Genomic DNA, 19,805 nt, shown 5'->3' with positions numbered 1-19,805 from the left:
CGATGAAAAAAACCAGCACATTTCCGCTTTTTTCCGTTAGTGCTTTGGCACTTGCGATGATGACCGGTTGTGGTGGGGAAGATACTGCAAATGCCGAACAAAATGAAAAGTTTGTCATCGCTAAGAACCCTTACCCCAGCACTTACCAGCCATTACCGAGTCAACCCACTGTCTTGACCAATGTGACCCTACTTGATGGGATCGGTGGCAAACAAGAATCCACATCAATTTTACTTAACCAAGGCAAAGTGGTAGCCATTGGCGCCGATCTGACCGTTCCCGAAGGTGCTGTAGTAATCGACGGTACGGGTAAATGGGTTACCCCTGGCATTATTGATACGCACAGCCATTTAGGCGTTTATCCAGCGCCATCCACGCAATCTCACTCGGATGGTAATGAAATGACAGGGCCAATTACGGCCGGCGTTTGGGCGGAGCATTCAGTGTGGCCGCAGGACCCTGGATTTGGTCGCGCACTAGCGGGCGGCGTTACCGCTATGCAGATCCTGCCGGGTTCAGCCAACTTGTTTGGTGGCCGCTCAGTCACGCTGAAAAATGTCCCCAATCGAACTATGCAGGCAATGAAGTTTCCAGAAGCCCCTTATGGGGTCAAAATGGCCTGTGGTGAGAACCCTAAACGCGTGTATGGGCAAAAGGGCGGTCCCATGACGCGTATGGGCAATGTTGCTGGTTATCGGCAAGCCTGGGCTGATGCTCAGCAGTATCGCGACCAGTGGGAGCGCTATTATGCAGAGTATGAGGCCGGCAAAAATCCCAAGCCGCCCAAGCGAGACTTAGATAAAGATACTTTAGTGGGTGTGCTGGATGGTGAAATCATTGTGCACATGCATTGCTATCGCGCCGATGAAATGACGGTAATGATGGATGTTATGCAGGAGTTTGGCTATCAGATTGGCAGTTTCCATCATGCGGTTGAGTCTTACAAAATTGCGGATAAATTAGCCGAAAACAATGTTTGCTCGTCCATGTGGGCCGATTGGTGGGGCTTTAAGATGGAGGCCTACGACGGCATCCGTGAAAATATTCCTATGGTGCACAGCGCCGGCGCATGTGCCGTTGTGCATTCCGATAGCGATTTAGGGATCCAGCGTCTCAATCAGGAGGCGGCCAAAGCTTGGGCCGATGGTCAACGCGTAGGTTTAGACATTTCCCAAGCTGACGCATGGCAGTGGTTATCTGCTAATCCGGCGAAGTCACTGGGTATTTTTGAGCATACCGGCTCACTTGAAACAGGCAAAAACGCCGATGTTGTGCTGTGGTCAGGTGACCCATTCTCAACCTATACCCAAGCGGAAAAGGTCTTTGTTGATGGCGCGTTAGTGTACGACCGAGCGTCGCCTGACAGTTGGCCAGTGAGTGATTTTGAGTTGGGACAAGTTGCCGAGGGAGACCACAAATGAGACATTTACAGCAATTTTTCATCGTACCTACATTGTTATTAACCATGCTATCCCTCGCGCACGCTGAAAAACTAGCGATAGTGGGCGGTACAGTCCATACACTCAGTAGTGCTGGGACCTTAGAGAATGGCGTTGTGTTGGTGAATGATGGCGTTATCTCTGGAGTCTTAACCGATGCCGCAGAGGTCCCTAGCGATTACACCGTTATTGATGCCAGTGGCAAAGTCGTCACTCCTGGGTTCTTCGGTGCATTAACCACTTTGGGCCTACAAGAAGTCAGCATGTCTGCGGGCGTGGTCGATAGCCGCGTGAAAGCCCATGCAGTCTCCACTACTGGGGCGGCCTATGACGCCAGTTTTGCACTTAACCCAGATAGCAGCTTATTTGCCATCACGCGCATTGAAGGCTTTACCAGTGCTGCCAGCGGCATTGCCAGTACGGGTCAGTTATTCAATGGTCAGGGTACGGTGATCACGCTTGCCAGTGAAACCTCAGCGGTGCTTAAGCCGCGGGCATTCGTGCACACGAGTGTAGCCAATGATGGGGCGGAAACTAACGGTGATTCACGCGCCGCACTCTGGGTTGCGCTCAATCAAGTTTTAAACGAAGCGCAACAAGCGCCAGCGACCATGAAGGCAGGTGCTGAGTGGCATGGTTTAACGACAACTGCAGATATTAGTGCCCTTAAGCCAGTGCTTAGTGGCGCTACGCCGCTACTTGTCACGGCAAATCGTAAGGCAGATATTGAGCAGGTTATCCAGCTTAAAGCGCGCTATCCTAAACTGCGTTTAGTGATTGTTGATGGTATAGAAGCGTGGCGTGTGGCTGAGCAATTAGCCGCCCATGCTATCCCGGTCATTGTGAACCCTGAGTACAACCTTCCTGGTGGCTTTGATCAAATGGGCGCTACGCTCGCAAATGCTGGCCGTTTGGCCGCTGCGGGAGTGACCGTTGCGATTGGAATGGATACGCACAATATTCGATTGGCCACGCAACATGCAGGAAATGCAGTGGCAAATGGATTGGACTATGCCCAAGCGTTAGCCGCGATCAGTTTAAATCCAGCCAAAATTTTTCAAGTGGATGATCAGATTGGCAGCATCGCGCCGGGCAAACGCGCTGATGTGGTGATTTGGTCGGGCGACCCGCTTGAAGTTACCGAAAGTGCAGAGCAGGTGTTTATTGCAGGTAAAGCGGTTGAGATGGAATCACGTCAGACAAAATTGCGGGATCGATACCTTTCGCTGATCAAAGGCGAAACTACCACAACCACCACTTACGTTAGACCTTAATATCAAAAGAGGTTGCCGGTAACGGCAACCTCTTTTTCTTCTTAGTCGTTATTATCGAGTAACAGCGGCTCTAATTGTTTACGCATAAATTCTGCGATAATTGGCTGGGCTTCTGCATTAGGGTGGATCCCATCGCGCTGCATCAAACTTGGATCCAACGCCACATCCATCAAGAAAAACGGGATCAATGGAATGTCGGTTTTATTCGCGACATAGCTGAAGCTTTCAGTAAATAACTCATTATAGCGGCGGCCGTAATTGGTCGGAATATGCATTTCTTGTAGCAGTACCTCGATATCCTGCGCCTGCGCCATTTTTACCATTTGTAACAAGTTAACTCGCATTTTATTGACGTTATGCCCTTGCAAACCATCATTTCCGCCCAATTCAATAAGCAGATGGGTCGGCGCGTGTTGTTCAAGCAGACGAGGCAAGCGGGCGAGGCCGCCATCGGTGGTTTCTCCACTGATCGCAGCATTTATAACGTCAATCGTAGAACCGTTCTCTTGCCAGGTGTTTTGTAGCAGACTGACCCAACCTTGTGGAGCTTGCAGACCATAGGCCGCGCTTAAACTATCGCCCAGCACTAACAGGCGGACGTTTTCCCGCTGTGAAGCTGCATAAATGTGATCTGAAACCGCGAGCAAGGGTAAAAAGAGTAATGCCAGTACGATCCACGCACCGCGTCGGTTTCGTTGAAGATTAACCAATGTAAAGACTCCTCGAATGCAAAAAATGATTGAAACAAAATCCATCACTAAGACAGTTAATACCAGCGAAGGCGCACTTCAGATCCTTCAGCCTATCTCTTTTCAAGTCAAGGCGGGTGAGTCGATTGCCATAGTAGGTGCGTCAGGCTCCGGTAAATCAACCTTATTAAGCCTGCTTGCTGGGCTAGATGAAGTGTCTAGTGGCGAGATTTTTCTCGATGATCAACCGTTGCACACCATGGATGAAGAACAACGTGCGCGCCTTCGGGGTGACAAAGTGGGTTTTATCTTCCAAAGCTTTATGTTGGTGCAAAGTTTGACTGCCCTAGAAAACATTATGTTACCGGCGGAGATCAATGGTTTAACCAACCCTAAAGCACGGGCCAAAGAGATCTTAGAGCAGGTAGGCCTTGGGCACCGCGCACACCATTACCCCAATCAGCTCTCTGGTGGTGAGCAACAGCGTGTCGCCATCGCCCGTGCTTTTATCACCCAACCTAAAATCCTCTTTGCCGATGAGCCAACCGGTAATCTGGATGCTGCAAACAGCGATAAAATTGAAGCGCTACTATTCAAACTCAATCAAGACAATGAAACTACACTAGTATTGGTGACCCATGACAGTCAGCTGGCTGCCAAGTGCGATCGTCAATTGCATATGCAGGCTGGCGAATTAAGCGAAGCTACTAGCGCCGCTGACGGCGATACTGGAGAAAGTCCAGTACAACGCGAGGCGAGCTAAATTATGGCGACCACATTTAACCTTGCATGGCGACTGTTTCGTCATGAAGCCCGACGTGGCGAATTAACCATTATCTTGCTGGCAATTGTTTTGTCGGTTGCTGCTGTACTATCCCTGTCATTATTCAGTGAACGCTTGCAGCAGGCATTGACTGATCGCTCGGCTGAATTTATCGCCGCCGACCGCCGTTTGAACTCGCGCCACTCGATTGATGAGAACTGGCTGTTGGAAGCGCAAACGCAAGGCCTGCAAACGGCTCAGCAGGTCAGTACGCGCTCTATGGTGTTTGGCGAGCAGGAAATGGCGCTTGCCGACCTGCGTGCGGTTGATGAGCAATATCCATTGAAAGGCGCTATAAGCGTTGCTCCAGCACCTTTTGAACTGGCCAGTGATATCGACGGCCGCCCGCTACCGGGTGAGGTCTGGATGGATTCTCGCTTGTTTCAATTACTGGATGTTGAGCTAGGTGATACGGTGTATGTGGGTGATGCCTCTCTCAAAGTCACCCAAGTGTTGGGTGAAATCCCCGATGCTGGCTTTAGTGTCTTTAATACCGATCCGATCCTGTTAATGGCCATCGAAGATATTCCCCAAACCAATGTAACAGGCCCCGGCAGTCGCGTGACTTACAAGGCATATTTCACCGGTGAGTCGGCAGTGTTAGACGACTATTATGATTGGTTACGTCCGCAGTTAAATGACGAGCTGCACTACTGGATGTCGGTTGAAGATGACGACTCAGCCGTAGGGCGAGCGGTGTCGCGCGCCGAACGCTACTTCCTGCTCGCCAGTTTGTTAGCAATTGTTCTAGCGGCGGTGTCTATTGCTGTAGCAGCACAGCGCTACAGTCAGCGCCATTTTGACCCGGTCGCTATCATGAAGACCATTGGTGCCAGCAAACAACAAATCCAGCGTATCTATATATTGCAGATCAGCTTCATTACTTTGCTGGGGATTTTTATTGGCACTGTGTTGGGCATTGCTATCCAGCAGGTGGTGGTGACTGCGTTAGGTGACAGGGTGGAGGTATCACTGAACGTGTGGCACTGGCGACCACTGCTGATTGCGCTCTTTACCGGCTCATTATGTGCCATGATGTTCTCGTTGTATCCCTTGATGCAATTGTTCTCAGTACCACCATTGCGGGTATTACGTAAAGATATTGCCGCCAATTTAAGCTCGCGTACCTTGCAATTTGCTGCAGCGGGCTCGGCTATCTTCCTACTTATGTGGGCGTACAGTCGTGACCTTATGATCAGCGCCATTTTGTTTGGCTCAGGTATTTTGTTGGTTTTAGGGCTATTAGCAGTCACTTTTGGTCTTATTGCCCTTGGTCGCAAGCTAGGTGGCGGGGCGATGGGGCCCTGGCAACTCGCTTGGGCGCGCATCCGTCGCCGCGCCATGGATAATTCGGTACAGCTAATCAGTTTCTCTATTACCATCATGCTGCTCTTGGTGGTATTGGTTATGCGCAATGACATGATTGCGCAGTGGCGGGCGCAGTTGCCTGAAGGCACGCCAAACTATTTTGTAAGTAATGTTACCGAGGCGCAAAAAGAGCCGTTAATTGCCCAGTTCGAGCAATTTAATGTGCGCCACGACGATTTCTTCCCGGTAGCGCGCGGGCGATTTGTTGCCATAAATGATGAACGTATTCGTACTGAAGTCACCAAAGAAGGTGATGAGCAGCCCCGCGAAGGCCGCGATGGATTGGGGCGTGAGGCAAATTTAACCTGGGATACCCAATTACAAACCGAAAATCGAATTGTCGAAGGGCGTTGGTTAGATGCATGGCAACCCGGGATGCCGCATGAGGTATCGGTAGAGTCAGAAGTAGCACAGCGTTTGGACATCAAACTCAATGATAAATTGACCTTTAATATTGGCAGTGAAATTGTCGAGGTCACGGTGACCAGCCTACGCGAAGTCAATTGGCAAACCATGCAGCCGAACTTTTTCTTTGTGCTGCATCCCGCAGCAATGGAATCCTTTGCGGCTACTTACATTACAAGTTTCCATCTGGACCAGTCGCGCAAGGCTGAGATCACCCAAATTATGCAGCCTTTTGCCTCGGTAACCTTGTTTGATGTTGATGCGCGTATTAACCAGCTCAGAGAAGTCGTCGACCAAGTCTCACTCGCGGTTGAGTTTATCTTAATTCTGGTGTTGGCAGCAGGAAGTTTGGTATTGATCGCGCAAGTGCAGGCGAGCATGGATGAGCGTCAGCAAGAACTCGCCATTCTGCGCACGCTGGGTGCGAAAGGGAATTTGATCCGCTTAAGTGTGATCTTTGAGTTTTTGATCATCGGCATTGTCGCAGGCTTTATGGCAGCACTGGCCAATGAGTTTAGTTTGTGGTTACTGCAATCCCAAGTATTTCAAATGGAAGCGAGTGTGCATCTGGAGTATTGGTTAGTCGCTCCTGTGGCTGGCGCCATTGTCGTTGGGTTACTCGGGGCCATTGGTTGTTGGCGCTTATTGGCGCTAAATACCACAGCTCTTTTACGACGGATGGTGTAATTCGCTGGCGTTGTTCAGTACAACACTTTAGTTCATTGTGGCCCAGAGGGAACTGGGCCAATAAGGTTATTGCCCACGAATGTCTTAAGACAAGGTTTCTCTATTTACCTGCAGAGCTTTCTGGCAGAAGGAATGGTGCCTAGATATTGCCGAAACCTTCCTGATTTAACCAACTAAAGGCATCAATGTAAGTTCGAAAGTAGCGCGCGTGATAGAGTTCATCAGGCGGCATCATGGCGTCAATCTGAAACACTTTCACCTGACTCTCATCGATAACATAGGCTTCTCGGCGTAAGCCCATGGCTACCTGTTTCTCTGTACCCGCAGTGATAACGTCTTGAAATTCGGGGGTGCCTAACTCCCATTCGCGCACATCAACAATGGTCGCCCAAGGGCGCCCATCAAGCGGTGCGATCAGAGTTTCCACTTGTTCTAAAAACTGATGTGCCAAGCGCTCATCCCAACGGCCAATGGCAATTAACTCGATAATGTCGCCATTGCGTTCGAGTTGAAAGCTTCCTTGATTTCCTGCAAATCCTGTCATGACTTTATCTTTGTTTTCTACTACTGCTCATTAATAGTAGGCCATGGATCTAATAGCGTACAGGTGAGGGCGAAAATTGTTTTAGTTTTTTTTAATATGGAGTTAACTAAATGATTTTATTGAGAGAATATTCTATTAGCGGGCGGCTATTTTGCAGGTTTTAGCCGCAGATGCAGCGACCACGCGCGGATTAAAGCAAGCAAACTTAAACTCTCCAGATAATCGTTCCCGCTGTTAGGTTAATTCGGTTAACGCATCCTCAAGGTACGGGAATAGAAAGTGAAAGTCCTCACGCAGCAATGCCTGCGGCACAACATTTTGCCCGTAAACCAATAAATCAGCGGCTTCTCCCATCATCGCTCGGAGTACAAACTCTGGCATGGGAAAAATGCAGGGACGATGTAAGGCGCTGGCCAACTTCTTGGCAAACATTTTATTGGTTTCCGGGTGAGGCGCGGTCAAATTATAGATACCTGCACTGCGTGGGCGCTTAAGTAGATGATGAATAGCATTCACCATGTCGCGAATATGGATCCACGACATATACTGGTTTCCAGAAGCGATAGGACCGCCCAGTCCGCATTTGAACGGGAATAACATCTTGTCTAAGGCTCCGCCATCCTCTGCTAGCACGATACCGGTGCGCATAATACATACCCGGGTTTTTGCTGACTGAGCCTGTTGTGCTAGTGCTTCCCATTCTCGACACAACTGATGGGAAAATTCGTCATAGGGTGCATCGAAGTCTTCATTAATCGGAGTATCACCCTGTCGACCGTAATAGCCAATGGCTGAGCCGCTGATAAACACTTCTGGCGGCAGCCGGCTGTTATTGATGAGCTTAGAAAGCTGCTGGGTGATCCCCAAGCGGCTCTCACGGATCACGGATTTCTGCTGTTCGCTCCAGCGCTTATCGACGATGGGTTCACCGGCCAAGTTTATAACCGCATCAAAAGCATCAAGGTGTTGCAAACCATCAAGGTCAGTAATGAATTCACAGCCTTCGGGTAGAGTTTGTGCGGCTCTCGTTCTGTTGCGTGTCAGCACGGTAAAACGGTAAGACGCGGCATACTGCTCGATAAAATATCGTCCGATTAAGCCCGTACCACCCGTCACCAAGATATTCATTTTAATTAGCCTTTAGTGCATGAAAGCATGAGTGAAACAGAATCTGAAAAACGCAATGCATGCGGCTTATCAACTTCAACCTCAGCATAACTAACCCATGGATGTTCTGCCGCGATGGCCAATACATCTGCGGTGAGTTTTTCGAGCAAATAAAAGCGATTGTCCTCGACCAATTTGATGATGGCTTTGGTTATCGTCTTGTAGTTAAGCGCATCATCCATTTGGTCACTGTTGGTGGCTTGCTCTGCGTCATAATGGATCTTTACATTGACCACTACATCCTGCTTATTTTTGATTTCATCTTCATTAATGCCGATGTAGGTGCGCAGGCGCAAGTTTTTGATCCGAATGGTCGCTTGGTTTAATTGCATGGATTAGTGCTGTCCTTTTAATAGTGTTCAAAAATGGCAAGATTTGTTAGTTTGTCTTATCCCGCACGTTATTGAAATAGTTATGGAATTAAAATCACCCACAGTCAAAGCTCTGATTATCATGGCTTGCGTTATTGTTGTCTTAGCTGGTTTAAAAGCCGCTAGTGAAATTGTTGTGCCATTTTTACTTTCAGGGTTTATAGCCATTGCTTGTAGCCCTGTGATCCATTGGGCCAACCGCTACAACATTCCGCGCTGGCTATCTGTCTCTCTAGTTATACTGTTAATTGTGATATTTGGTTTCATGCTAGCAGGTTTAGTTGCCCAATCTATGTCTGAATTTAGACGCAACCTCCCCGAATACAGTGCCCAATTAAGTGAGCAGTTTACTTGGGTTGTGACCCAACTAGAGGCTTTAAACATCAGTTTGAATACTGATCTACTCCGCGAGCATCTCGACCCGGGTATGGCAATGTCGATGACCACCAATTTACTGGGCGGCCTTGGGGGCGTGCTGTCTAATTTATTTCTGATCTTGTTAACCGTTGTGTTTATGTTGTTTGAAGCAGACTCCATGCCACGGCGCATTCACGTTGCATTAGCAGACCCCGACATGAAATTGAATCATATCGACCGCTTTATTCGTTCGGTGAATAGCTACTTAGCCATTAAAACGCTAGTGAGTTTAGCCACTGGGCTAATAATTGGGATCTGGCTATGGGTACTTAACGTCGATCATTTCTTACTCTGGGCGGTGCTGGCTTTTTTACTTAACTATATCCCTAATATCGGGTCGATAATCGCGGCTATACCAGCAGTATTGATGGCCTTTGTGCAATTTGGCTTTGGTATTGCAGGCCTCGTGGCTTTGGGTTTTGTGTTGGTTAATACCGTTATGGGCAATGTCATTGAGCCACGTTTAATGGGGCGGGGGCTTGGTTTATCAACCCTGGTAGTATTTTTATCATTGATATTCTGGGGGTGGCTCTTGGGTAGCGTGGGTATGTTGCTCAGTGTACCTCTAACCATGATTGTTAAAATTGCGCTTGAAACACGCAAAGAAACGCAATGGTTGGCGATCCTCCTGAGCAGTGATGATGATCAAATTAAGGCTTCTGCTTAATGGGGTAATTGCACGGTAAAACGAGCGCCGCCAAGTGGGCTGCGCTCAATCCTTAGCTGGCCGTTGTAGGTTTCCATTAAATCAATCACCACGGCTAAGCCGATCCCTTGCCCTTCGGCGTAAGTGTCGAGCCGTTCACCACGATTTAAAATAGCATTAGCATCGGCTTCATTAATGCCGCTGCCGTCGTCATCCACGTAGATGTGAATGCTGTCTGTAAACGTATTAGCGCTGATTTGCACTGTATTTTGTGCTGATTTGCAGGCGTTATCCAGCAAATTACCAAATAGTTCCATCAAATCGGTTTCATCGGCTTTGACACCCAAGCCTGGCTCGATATCACAGCCTAGGGTCAGTGACTTTTCTGCATACACTTTACGCATCGCGCCCACGAGCTTGCTTAAGGTATCAGCCAGCAATACTGTGGGATAACGCTGCGCGTTGCCACTCACTGCGCGTTTGAGTTGACGCTGGATAATGGCATTGATCTGCTGTAATGGTTCGTTAATATGCTCTGGTAACTGCGGCGTTGATTGGATAACAGCCAGTGGCGTTTTCAAGCTATGGGCGAGATCGCCCAAGCTGTTTTTATAGCGTTGGCGCTGCTGTGCTTCGCTGTTTAACAGTTGGTTAATACTTAACTTCAGGGTTTCCAGTTCGGGTGGGTAGGTTTGTGTGAGTTTTTCAATTTCGCCGCGTTCAGCGGCGCGAATATTCCCGATAATACTGTCTACCGGTGCCAACACGCGGCGAGTAATAAGGATAATGGTAGCCAATATTAATAGACTCAATACGCCGAGCCATTGCCACAAAGTGTTAATAAAGGTTTGTCGATTCTGTTGAAATTCGGCGTCTTCGTTAATGACAATAAACGATACTGGCTTAAACTGGCCGCGATCTTCATATTCAACGCTGTAAGCATAATAAAACGCGTTCACTTGGGTGGCATCAAAGTCGCGCGTAATGACAAAATCACCGCGTTGTTGTTCGTCACCAACGGCGGGCAATTGTAATTGAGCCGGATCGCTATAATCCAGTGCTGATAAACTGCGCCAAACCACTTCCTGCTGCCACACAATGTAACCTATATAGCCCGAACCCAGTAGATTCAGTTTTTCTTCAAACAGCTGTTGCGGCATGTAGGGCACACTGTCATCGAGTTCAAACTCGCTGATCATGGCTAAGCTCATTAGCTTTAACTCGTTGAATTTGGCTTGTTCTAGGCTGGTGGTATAGCTACGCTCAACTGTGAATACAAAGCCCGGTACAATGATCACAAGACTTGCAATTGCTAGCAATAAGCTGCGAACGCGCAGAGATAAGCGTTGCATAGGAGTGCTATTAAGCGTCGGACATTTGTCGATTTAACCGGTAGCCGCGCCCACGCAGGGTTTCTATCGGTTTGAGATGGCCGTCGGGATCAATCTTTTTACGCAAACGCCCTACAAAAACCTCAATCACGTTGCTGTCTAAATCGAAATCCTGATCGTAAATGTGTTCGGTCAGTTCGGTTTTGGATACGATCTTACTTGGATTCATGAGTAAGTATTCCATCACTTTATATTCGTAGGCGGTTAAATCCAGGACCCTGCCTGCCACGGTTATTTCTTCACTGCGTGTGTCCATGGCAATGGGACCCAGCTCGATCAATGGATTGGGTTGTCCCGATGCACGTCGGATCAAGGCTTTAACCCGGGCCAGTAGCTCCTCGTTATGGAAGGGCTTGGTTAGGTAATCATCGGCTCCGGCATCTAGTCCTTCGACCTTTTCCTGCCACCGGTCACGCGCAGTTAAAATAAGTATGGGACATTGTACGTCAGCGGAGCGTGCCTTGCGGATCACCTCAAAGCCATCCAGTTTGGGTAACCCAATATCAATGATGGCCAAATCATAGGGGTGCTCTTGGATCAAGAAGAGGGCTTTTTCACCATCATCAGCAAGATCAACACTATAACCATTGCTGCGCAGGAAACTATCCAGTTGCATTAACAAACGACTATCGTCTTCGACTACTAATAATCTCATCGTTTGTCCTTTTTATCTTTACTGCGTTTAACGGATCCAGACTGGTTATCGACATCCACCGAAACCACGCGGCCAGATTTTTGTAAAACTTTAACGCGGTACTTATCTTGGCGTTTTTCAACTTTCAACACACGTCCATTGACTTGTGCACGGGCTCGCTCGGCCGCTTGAGTTTTATCAATCTTTTCGGTCTTTGCCGCTTCGTCTTGCTTTTTTTGCGCCAGCGCAGGTGAGGCAGTGAATAGAAAACTACCGAACGAAAGAGTGACCATAAGCAAACATAACCGCTTTAATCGCATACTTTTTAATTTACTCCGCGCTTTTGTCAAAGATTGTACTGCATTGTATGCCATAAGCATACGCTAGCAGCATGAATGCTGGCTGAACTAACTTAAATCCACTTTACCGCGCAGTTGTTTGTTAAGGCCGTGGCGCTTTTTGGCGTCCATGCGCCTCTTTTGCGAGGCGCGAGTGGGTTTAGTCGGCTTGCGCGGCGTTGGCACATACGCGGCGTGTTGAATGATTTCGACCAGCCGTGCCAGAGCATCTTTGCGATTAGCTTCCTGCGTGCGTTGCCGCTGGGCTTTGATGATCAATACCCCGTCTTGATTCACCCGCGAATCAGACCCCTGTAATAATTTACTTTTGATGCGCTCTGGTAAACTTGAGGCAGTAATATCAAAGCGCAAGTGAATGGCCGATGAGACTTTGTTGACATTTTGACCACCGGCGCCCTGTGCACGCATTGCACTAAGCTCAAGCTCATCCAGAGAAAGGCTCAGGTGTTGATTGATAATTATGTCTTCGGCCATGGGGTTTATGGTGTGCCTAGGGAAGCACTTTTTTAAACGGTTTTACCTGCACCGATTCGTATACCCCAGCACTAAAGTAGGGATCGGCATCCGCCCATGCTTGCGCTTCCTTGAGGCTAGCAAACTCAGCAATTACCGTACTACCGGTAAATCCAGCTTGAGCTGGGTCATCAAGGTCTGCGGCTGGATTGGGGCCGGCGACAAATAAACGCCCCTCAGCATTGAGTGCCTCCAAACGCGCTAAATGAGCAGGACGTGTTTGCAACCGCTGCGCCAGAGAGTCAGGCGCATCTTGAGCGAAGATAACGTATAGCATGAATAATCCTTATCAATCCTTGTGTGTGGCCGCTTTCATTGCACTGACAAATTGCGCAAGTGAACGTAACATTTCGGTTTCATCGTGCAAGTGTTTGGCGATGATGTTGACTGTTGCTGAACCTGATATGGCACCCGCAGCTCCCGCTTGAATGGCTGATTGTACTTGTTCTGGAGTAGAAATTCCAAAGCCCAGTAACGGTGGCGCAACCTGATATTGGGTTAGCTTGTCGATAAGCGCTTTTGCGGGCACGTCAGCAGCAGTTTCAGCACCAGTCACGCCGGCGCGTCCAAGCAAATAAGTGTATCCAGCGGATAACTTACCGATGGCTTGCAAGGTTTCTTCGGTTGCATTCGGTGGCGCGATTAGGATTTGCTCAATATGGCGTTGCTTGGCAACATTAATAAAGCGGTCTGCTTCACGCAGCGGCACATCAGCAATCAATATTGAGTCAACGCCGGCCTTCGCTGCAGCGGCATAAAACGCCTCAGCGCCGCGCTTGAGCACTAGATTGCTGTACAAGAGCAAACCAATGGGTACATCACCATAGGTCTCACGCACACGTGCAATAATACTAAAACAGTCGTCTGGCGTGACTTTATTGGCCATTGCTCGAATACTGGCGGCTTGAATGGTGGGGCCATCGGCAATCGGATCTGAATAGGGAATGCCGAGCTCCAGCGCATCAGCACCGCTTTCAATCAATTGGCAGATGATCTTGTAAGATGTTTCAGGATTGGGGTCACCTAACATCACGAAGGGCACAAATGCACCTTGATTATCTGCGTTTAAACGGCTGAACATTGCTTGATAACGTGACATTAGGCATCTTCTCCCAGAATATTGATAACGTGGCTTAGGTCTTTGTCGCCACGGCCTGATAAATTGACCACGATTAAGGTGTCGTCTTCGGCTTCATCTGCCATGTTAAGTGCGTGGGCGAGGGCGTGGGAGGATTCCAAGGCCGGAATGATCCCTTCTTTGCGCGCTAATAACTTAAATGCGTTTAGCGCTTCATCATCCGTCACGGCAACATATTCAGCGCGACCCGTTTCCGCTAGGTAAGCGTGCTGAGGTCCAACAGCGGGGTAATCCAAGCCAGCCGAGACCGAATAGGATTCTTCGATTTGGCCGTCATTGTCTTGCATAATAAAGCTATACGCCCCGTGCAATATGCCTTTCGAGCCAGTACAAATAGCGGCGCCGTGTTCGTGGGTGTGGAGGCCTTTACCTGCGGGCTCAACGCCAATGAGTCGCACCGAGGGCTCGTCAATGAAGTCAGCGAACATCCCGATGGCGTTACTCCCTCCGCCTACACAGGCCACGACCGCATCGGGTAAGCGACCTTCTTTTTCCATGATTTGACGTCGGGTTTCTTCACCAATCATACGGTGATATTCACGCACAATCGTAGGGAACGGGTGAGGACCTGCGGCAGTACCGAGCAAATAATGGGCTTTGTCATAGTTGGCTGACCAGTCACGCATAGCTTCATTCACCGCATCCTTCAAGGTACCAGAGCCGGAATTGACCGGGATCACCTCCGCGCCCATTAAGCGCATTCTAAATACGTTAGGGGCTTGGCGTTCGACGTCTTTGGCACCCATATAGATCCGCGCTTTAAGGCCCAATAAAGCGCAGGCTAGTGCCGTTGCCACACCGTGTTGCCCGGCGCCGGTTTCAGCAATCACTTCTTGCTTGCCCATACGTTTAGTTAGCAAGGCCTGGCCTAAAACCTGATTAGTCTTGTGCGCACCACCGTGCAGCAAATCTTCGCGTTTTAGGTAGAGTTTAACCTTCGGGTTACTCACCAAATTACGGGTGAGCGTCATTGCCGTAGGGCGACCGGCATAATCGGTTAATAGCGCCATAAATTGTTGCTGAAATTCAGGATCTTCTTTTGCGTCTAAGAAAGCCTGTTCGAGCTGATCAAGGGCAGGTATCAATAGCTCCGGCACATACATGCCGCCATATTCACCAAATTTAGAGTCCAACTTATTCATGATAATCCTGTGTTAATAAAGTTACGCTGTACGCAGGTGAGCATACAACTGATTAATTTTGCTTTGATTCTTTTGTCCGGGGGCGTCTTCTACGCCTGAATTAATGTCGATAAGCGAAACCCCGGTTGCCAATGCTTTATGGCTGTTTTTTATTCCAATCCCGCCAGCTAAGATCAATCTGTCTGGGTAGACCATGGCATTAATTAATGACCAATCAAATTCTTGGCCGGTGCCACCGCTATTTGCGCCGACTTTACAGTCAAGTAAGACCTTATCGACAACCTGCCACAGTCGATCGGCGCCATCGGTCAGCACACTGGGTAGAGCATCAGGGGCAGATAAGCTGGCATCAATGCCAATTGCCCGCCAAATTTCGCAATCATCACCGAGCACGTTTTTGAGAGCAGTGATTTGCTCAAGGGGTTCATTGCCATGTAATTGCACTGCAGCTAGGTTGAGCTCGCGCGCACAATGCGCGATAAAATCAATGGGTTGATCAACAAACACACCAACATAGGCATTCGCTGCAGCAGCAACGATCCGCTTGGCTTGTGCGAATGAGATCTTTCGTTTGGACTTTTCGGCAAAGATAAGCCCGACATATTGCGTGGGTAAGGCACTGAGTAACTGAGCGGTTTCTACATCGGTTACTCCACAGATTTTGGTCGCTGGGTAAACTAAACGCTGCACTGCTCGGCGTAAATCGGTTTGTGCCATCAACGCACTACCGACTAGAAATCCATCGCATAGTGGAGCCAGTCGTTGTACATCAGCCTGGGTATAAATACCACTTTCTGAAATTACCACATGCGGATAATCCACATTAGCTAACATCGGCGTTAAGCGTTCTGTAGTAGCTAAATCGGTGCTTAAGTCACGCAAATTGCGATTGTTAATGCCGATGATATTGGCTTTCAGTGCTATCGCCCGCTGCATTTCTTCAGCGTTACTTACTTCGGTCAGTACTGCCATATTGTAATGTGCAGCCAGATCAGCGAGGGTTTGATATTGTGCATCGTCTAGCACCGACAACATCAGCAATACTGCGTCAGCGCCATAATAACGGGCTAAATGAATCTGATATTGGTCAATAAAAAAATCTTTATTGATCACCGGCTGACTAACTTGTGATGTGACCGTTTGTAGATACTCAAATTTACCGTGGAAATACTTTTCATCAGTTAACACAGAAATACAGGCAGCGTATGGCGTGTAAGCTGCTAGGATTTCGTCCAAATCAAAGTTTTCGCGGATCAAACCTTTGGATGGTGAGGCTTTTTTGCACTCCAGAATGAAGCTAGAACCCGGCGCTGCAAGTGCGGCAAAAAACGACTTAGTCGTGGGTTTTAACTGATCGACAAATTGTTCCAACGGAAAGGTTCGTATGCGCTGGTCGATTTCTGCGCGTTTATCTTTGACAATGGTTTCGAGCACATTAGCCATCTAGTCGTTGTCCTTTGGGTTTGTTTGACTCAAGCGCGCGGCTTGCTGAATGGTTTTTAACGGTAGTCCGGCGTCCAATGCGGCAAGCGCAATGTCTGTCGCCGCTTTAAAGGTATCTGCTTTACCACTGAGCTTGATCAGCGCCGCAGCATTGATTGCGATGGCGTCACGGTGGGCGGATTGGCCGTTACCACTGAGTACTTCAGCGATCAATTGACGGTTCACTTCGGGTTCATCACCCTTGATGTCTTCCAAGCTATAAGTCGGCACACCAAAATCACTAGGGGTCAATTGGTAATGAGTTTGTTGACCGTCATTAACTTCAATGATCTGAGTTTCACCGTGAATAGCAATTTCATCCAAGCCGCTGCCATGTACGATCATGGCATGCGGTAACGCTAAGCGCTGGGTCACATCCGCGTAAACTTGCAATAATTCAGGGCTATAAACACCAAGCACGCTATAGGTGGGTTTGGCTGGATTCGCCAACGGACCGAGGATATTAAATAGGGTACGGGTTTTCAGCGCGGTGCGCACTGGCATAGCGTGTTTGACTCCGCTGTGATACACCGGTGCAAATAAAAAACAAAAGCCCGAGTTATCTAAACTGTTGCGCGCGCCTTCGGGTGGCGCCATCAATTCGTAACCAAAGGCAGCGAACAGGTCCGCTGAACCTGATTTAGACGATACACTGCGATTGCCGTGTTTGGCCACAGGTACTCCACAGCTGGCGGCCACAATTGCCGCCGCACTGGAAATATTAATGGTGTTGTGGCCATCGCCGCCGGTACCAACAATATCGGCAAACGCATAGTCAGGGCGTGCGAAGGGGGTTGCGTTGGCACGCATGGCATCAGCTGCACCGGCGATTTCTGCGGCTGACTCGCCTTTAATCTTGAGTGCGATCAACAATGCTGAGAGCTGACTCGGATCCAATTTGCCTTGCATCACATTACTAAAGAGCGCAAAGGTGGTGTCTTGATCCAGCGATTCTCCACGATAGAGTTTTTCTAAATTGGCAATGACCTGTTGATTATCCATCATCGTGTTAAAGCTCCTCGTTGTTAGCGGTCGGCTGTGTTAGATATTCAATACTTTGCATAAGCAACTGACTGCCTTGGGCTGTGAGTATAGATTCGGGATGAAACTGAAAACCGATCATCTTTTTTTCTGGGTGATACACCGCCATAGGTAGTTCATCAACTTCTGCAATCACTCGTAGTGAGACGGGGAGTTCGGTTCCAATCAACGAATGGTAACGTGCCACGTTGAGTGGATTGGGTAACTGCTTAAAAAGCGCCGGCATACTGTGGTTTACTGCTGAGGATTTACCATGCACCACGCTGTTGGCTCGGACCACTCGACCACCGCAATACTCCACGATGGCTTGATGACCTAAGCAAATACCGATCACTGGGAAAACGCCAGCGCACTGGGCTAATAATTCTGGCATACAACCCGCTTCAGCGGGGCTGCCCGGGCCCGGTGATAACACTAATACAACGGGATTGCTTTGCTGTGCCGTCTGCATTTGCTTGAGGATAACGGCAGGGTCTACCGTATTGCGAAAAACTTTTACATTGAGCGCCAGTGCGCGTAACTCGTCGACCAGGTTATAAGAAAAAGAATCCACATTATCCAACAAAAAGACCGTAATCATAGTGCCTCTCCTTGTGCTTGCTCGGAGCTAAATGCCGATACGATGGCACTGATGACCGCTTGCGCTTTGCTGCGTGTTTCATCAGCTTCTGCTTGCGGATCGGAGTCGTAAACCACTCCTGCTCCCGCTTGAATATAGGCGATTTCGTTGCGCACAAAGGCACTGCGGATCACGATACATGAGTCCATATCGCCAGTGCCGGTCAAATAGCCCACGGCGCCTCCGTAACTGCCGCGACGTTTTTGCTCGACCTCACGGATCAGGCGTGCCGCGCTGACCTTCGGCGCACCAACTAAAGTGCCCATGTTCATGCAGGCTTGATACGCGTGCAGGGCATCCAGGTCATCGCGCAGCTGGCCGACAACTCGTGATACCAAATGCATTACATGCGAGTAGCGGTCCACCTTAAGTAAATCCTTAACAAACCGGGTGCCGGGCTGACTCACTCGGGCTACGTCATTGCGAGCTAAATCAACCAACATTAAATGCTCGGCCTTTTCTTTGTGATCATCGCGCAATGAGAGCTCTATACGACTATCCAGATCGGCGTCTAAACTGCCATCGGCGCGTTTACCGCGTGGGCGGGTTCCAGCTATCGGGTAGATCTCAACAATGTTGGTGTCAGCGCTATACTTTAAAGCTGATTCCGGTGACGCCCCAAACATACAAAAATCATTATCCTTAAGATAAAACATGTATGGGCTCGGGTTTTGTTGGCGTAATTTAGCATAGGCTAACATTGGATCAGGGCAGGGCAATGAGAATGTGCGTGAAGGCACAACTTGGAATATATCCCCGGCAAGAATGTGTTCTTTCAAGGCATTCACGTCGGCAATAAATTCACTATCAGTTTTATCTACTTGCAAGACGCCGCTCTCTGCCACCGGGTTAAACTTTGGTAATGCGCTGGGTAATTCAGTTAGCGCGGCTTTTATAGCTTCTACCCGCTGGCTAATACGTAAATAAGCGTTTGCCACCTGAGGGCCAGAGAAAACGCTGCCTAATACGTTGGTTGTGCGTGTTTGATGGTCAATTCTCAATAACGTCTCGGCAACATAAAAAACGTAGTCAGGACAGGTGTTCTCGCTTTTAGCAACAGCCGGCAGTTGCTCGAATGTGGCTAATAAATCATAGGCAAAAGCGCCACCTAAAAATACCGCGTGAGGGTCATTGCGAATCGCTTGAATGTGCTGCAATACCAAGCGCAGAGCATCGAAAACTGAGGGCTGTTTTAGACGTTCGTCTTCGTCGATGTCGCTGGCTGGTGGGAGACATTGCAAAGTGATGTTGTTGGCGCCTAGGGTTTTCTTTATTGTTGTTGGGCACTCGGCGTCAATCAAAGACAAGATATGCTCACCGTTTTCACTTAATGCCCGACACACCACCGTATCCTGGTTACATTCAAAACGCAGCGCAGCGTCGACCAAAATAATGCTTTGCAGGTTGTCTTTACTTTCAATTTCAGCAGATTCCAACAGCACGGCATATTCACTGTCGGCACATAATTGCTGAAAGGCGATAAGAGGATCCATGACATACTGGGCTGCTTGGCAAATGGATTCGACTTTGCCAACTTGATTACCCAAATCCGCTAAACTCATGTAATTTTTCACTCCTGCAAAAACAAAAAAGGCCCGTTAAAAACGGGCCCATAATTTCTCAACGCACACACGCGCACCGCCCGTTAATTCAGGG

At 48.8% G+C, this 19,805-nt stretch carries 20 protein-coding genes; 5 read left to right on the top strand and 15 right to left on the bottom strand.

What is annotated here, in order from left to right; all coding sequences use genetic code 11:
- Window positions 1-2 precede the first annotated feature (2 nt).
- Both CSH92_RS14895 and CSH92_RS14890 read left to right on the top strand, forming a co-directional pair.
- The gene (locus tag CSH92_RS14895; protein ID WP_100658439.1) at window positions 3-1,421 is read left to right on the top strand and encodes an amidohydrolase; all 1,419 of its coding nucleotides are present in this window, start codon (window positions 3-5) and stop codon (window positions 1,419-1,421) included.
- Window positions 1,418-2,713, top strand: coding sequence for an amidohydrolase family protein (locus CSH92_RS14890; protein ID WP_100658438.1), 1,296 nt, complete (start codon window positions 1,418-1,420; stop codon window positions 2,711-2,713). The genes CSH92_RS14895 and CSH92_RS14890 overlap by 4 nt, the downstream gene beginning before the upstream one ends.
- 41 nt (window positions 2,714-2,754) lie before the next feature.
- Here the strand turns inward: CSH92_RS14890 and CSH92_RS14885 are convergent, their stop codons facing one another.
- Window positions 2,755-3,423: an arylesterase gene (locus CSH92_RS14885; protein ID WP_240612831.1), complete on the bottom strand. Its 669-nt coding sequence runs from the start codon at window positions 3,421-3,423 to the stop codon at window positions 2,755-2,757.
- Window positions 3,424-3,448: 25 nt separating this feature from the next.
- On the opposite strand from CSH92_RS14885, the gene CSH92_RS14880 reads away from it, so the two are divergent.
- Together CSH92_RS14880 and CSH92_RS14875 are read left to right on the top strand one after the other, a co-directional pair.
- Window positions 3,449-4,165, top strand: a complete 717-nt coding sequence (locus CSH92_RS14880) for an ABC transporter ATP-binding protein (RefSeq protein WP_100658437.1) — start codon at window positions 3,449-3,451, stop codon at window positions 4,163-4,165.
- A 3-nt stretch (window positions 4,166-4,168) separates the two neighbouring features.
- Complete coding sequence (locus CSH92_RS14875) at window positions 4,169-6,685, top strand: ABC transporter permease (protein ID WP_100658436.1); 2,517 nt, start codon at window positions 4,169-4,171, stop codon at window positions 6,683-6,685.
- Window positions 6,686-6,824: 139 nt separating this feature from the next.
- Here the strand turns inward: CSH92_RS14875 and CSH92_RS14870 are convergent, their stop codons facing one another.
- The 3 genes from CSH92_RS14870 to folX all read right to left on the bottom strand — a co-directional run bounded on the left by CSH92_RS14870 (window position 6,825) and on the right by folX (window position 8,728).
- Entirely contained in the window at window positions 6,825-7,229 is a 405-nt protein-coding gene (locus tag CSH92_RS14870; protein ID WP_100658435.1) for a hypothetical protein, read from the bottom strand.
- Window positions 7,230-7,463: 234 nt separating this feature from the next.
- On the bottom strand, window positions 7,464-8,357 hold the full coding sequence (locus CSH92_RS14865) for a TIGR01777 family oxidoreductase (RefSeq protein ID WP_100658434.1): 894 nt from the start codon (window positions 8,355-8,357) through the stop codon (window positions 7,464-7,466).
- 5 nt (window positions 8,358-8,362) lie between these two features.
- Window positions 8,363-8,728, bottom strand: coding sequence for a dihydroneopterin triphosphate 2'-epimerase (gene folX, locus CSH92_RS14860; protein WP_100658433.1), 366 nt, complete (start codon window positions 8,726-8,728; stop codon window positions 8,363-8,365).
- A gap of 82 nt (window positions 8,729-8,810) precedes the next feature.
- On the opposite strand from folX, the gene CSH92_RS14855 reads away from it, so the two are divergent.
- Entirely contained in the window at window positions 8,811-9,851 is a 1,041-nt protein-coding gene (locus CSH92_RS14855; protein ID WP_205662189.1) for an AI-2E family transporter, read from the top strand.
- On the opposite strand, the gene CSH92_RS14850 is transcribed toward CSH92_RS14855, so the two are convergent.
- The 11 genes from CSH92_RS14850 to CSH92_RS14800 all read right to left on the bottom strand — a co-directional run bounded on the left by CSH92_RS14850 (window position 9,848) and on the right by CSH92_RS14800 (window position 19,711).
- Window positions 9,848-11,182: an ATP-binding protein gene (locus CSH92_RS14850; protein ID WP_100658432.1), complete on the bottom strand. Its 1,335-nt coding sequence runs from the start codon at window positions 11,180-11,182 to the stop codon at window positions 9,848-9,850. The two genes, CSH92_RS14855 and CSH92_RS14850, sit on opposite strands and share 4 nt — an antisense overlap.
- Window positions 11,183-11,192: 10 nt before the next feature.
- Window positions 11,193-11,876: a response regulator transcription factor gene (locus tag CSH92_RS14845; RefSeq protein WP_100658431.1), complete on the bottom strand. Its 684-nt coding sequence runs from the start codon at window positions 11,874-11,876 to the stop codon at window positions 11,193-11,195.
- Window positions 11,873-12,175: a PepSY domain-containing protein gene (locus CSH92_RS14840; protein ID WP_100658461.1), complete on the bottom strand. Its 303-nt coding sequence runs from the start codon at window positions 12,173-12,175 to the stop codon at window positions 11,873-11,875. The genes CSH92_RS14845 and CSH92_RS14840 overlap by 4 nt, the downstream gene beginning before the upstream one ends.
- 87 nt (window positions 12,176-12,262) lie before the next feature.
- A complete protein-coding gene (gene arfB / locus CSH92_RS14835; protein ID WP_100658430.1) occupies window positions 12,263-12,688 on the bottom strand; it encodes an alternative ribosome rescue aminoacyl-tRNA hydrolase ArfB in 426 nt (141 codons plus the stop codon).
- Between the two features lie 16 nt (window positions 12,689-12,704).
- Window positions 12,705-13,004, bottom strand: coding sequence for a YciI family protein (locus CSH92_RS14830; RefSeq protein WP_100658429.1), 300 nt, complete (start codon window positions 13,002-13,004; stop codon window positions 12,705-12,707).
- A gap of 12 nt (window positions 13,005-13,016) precedes the next feature.
- Window positions 13,017-13,826, bottom strand: a complete 810-nt coding sequence (trpA, locus tag CSH92_RS14825; protein WP_100658428.1) for a tryptophan synthase subunit alpha — start codon at window positions 13,824-13,826, stop codon at window positions 13,017-13,019.
- Entirely contained in the window at window positions 13,826-15,007 is a 1,182-nt protein-coding gene (gene trpB / locus CSH92_RS14820; RefSeq protein WP_100658427.1) for a tryptophan synthase subunit beta, read from the bottom strand. The genes trpA and trpB overlap by 1 nt, the downstream gene beginning before the upstream one ends.
- A 21-nt stretch (window positions 15,008-15,028) precedes the next feature.
- Complete coding sequence (trpCF, locus tag CSH92_RS14815) at window positions 15,029-16,450, bottom strand: bifunctional indole-3-glycerol-phosphate synthase TrpC/phosphoribosylanthranilate isomerase TrpF (RefSeq protein ID WP_100658426.1); 1,422 nt, start codon at window positions 16,448-16,450, stop codon at window positions 15,029-15,031.
- Entirely contained in the window at window positions 16,451-17,494 is a 1,044-nt protein-coding gene (gene trpD / locus CSH92_RS14810; protein WP_100658425.1) for an anthranilate phosphoribosyltransferase, read from the bottom strand.
- Between the two features lie 4 nt (window positions 17,495-17,498).
- On the bottom strand, window positions 17,499-18,110 hold the full coding sequence (locus CSH92_RS14805) for an aminodeoxychorismate/anthranilate synthase component II (protein ID WP_100658424.1): 612 nt from the start codon (window positions 18,108-18,110) through the stop codon (window positions 17,499-17,501).
- A complete protein-coding gene (locus CSH92_RS14800; RefSeq protein ID WP_100658423.1) occupies window positions 18,107-19,711 on the bottom strand; it encodes an anthranilate synthase component 1 in 1,605 nt (534 codons plus the stop codon). Before CSH92_RS14800 ends, CSH92_RS14805 begins: the two co-directional genes overlap by 4 nt.
- Window positions 19,712-19,805 lie beyond the last annotated feature (94 nt).

Source organism: Neoalteromonas flava, assembly GCF_002807685.1.
Taxonomy (GTDB): Bacteria; Pseudomonadota; Gammaproteobacteria; order Enterobacterales; family Alteromonadaceae; genus Alteromonas_E; species Alteromonas_E flava.
This window is presented reverse-complemented; position numbering and strand designations above follow the sequence as displayed.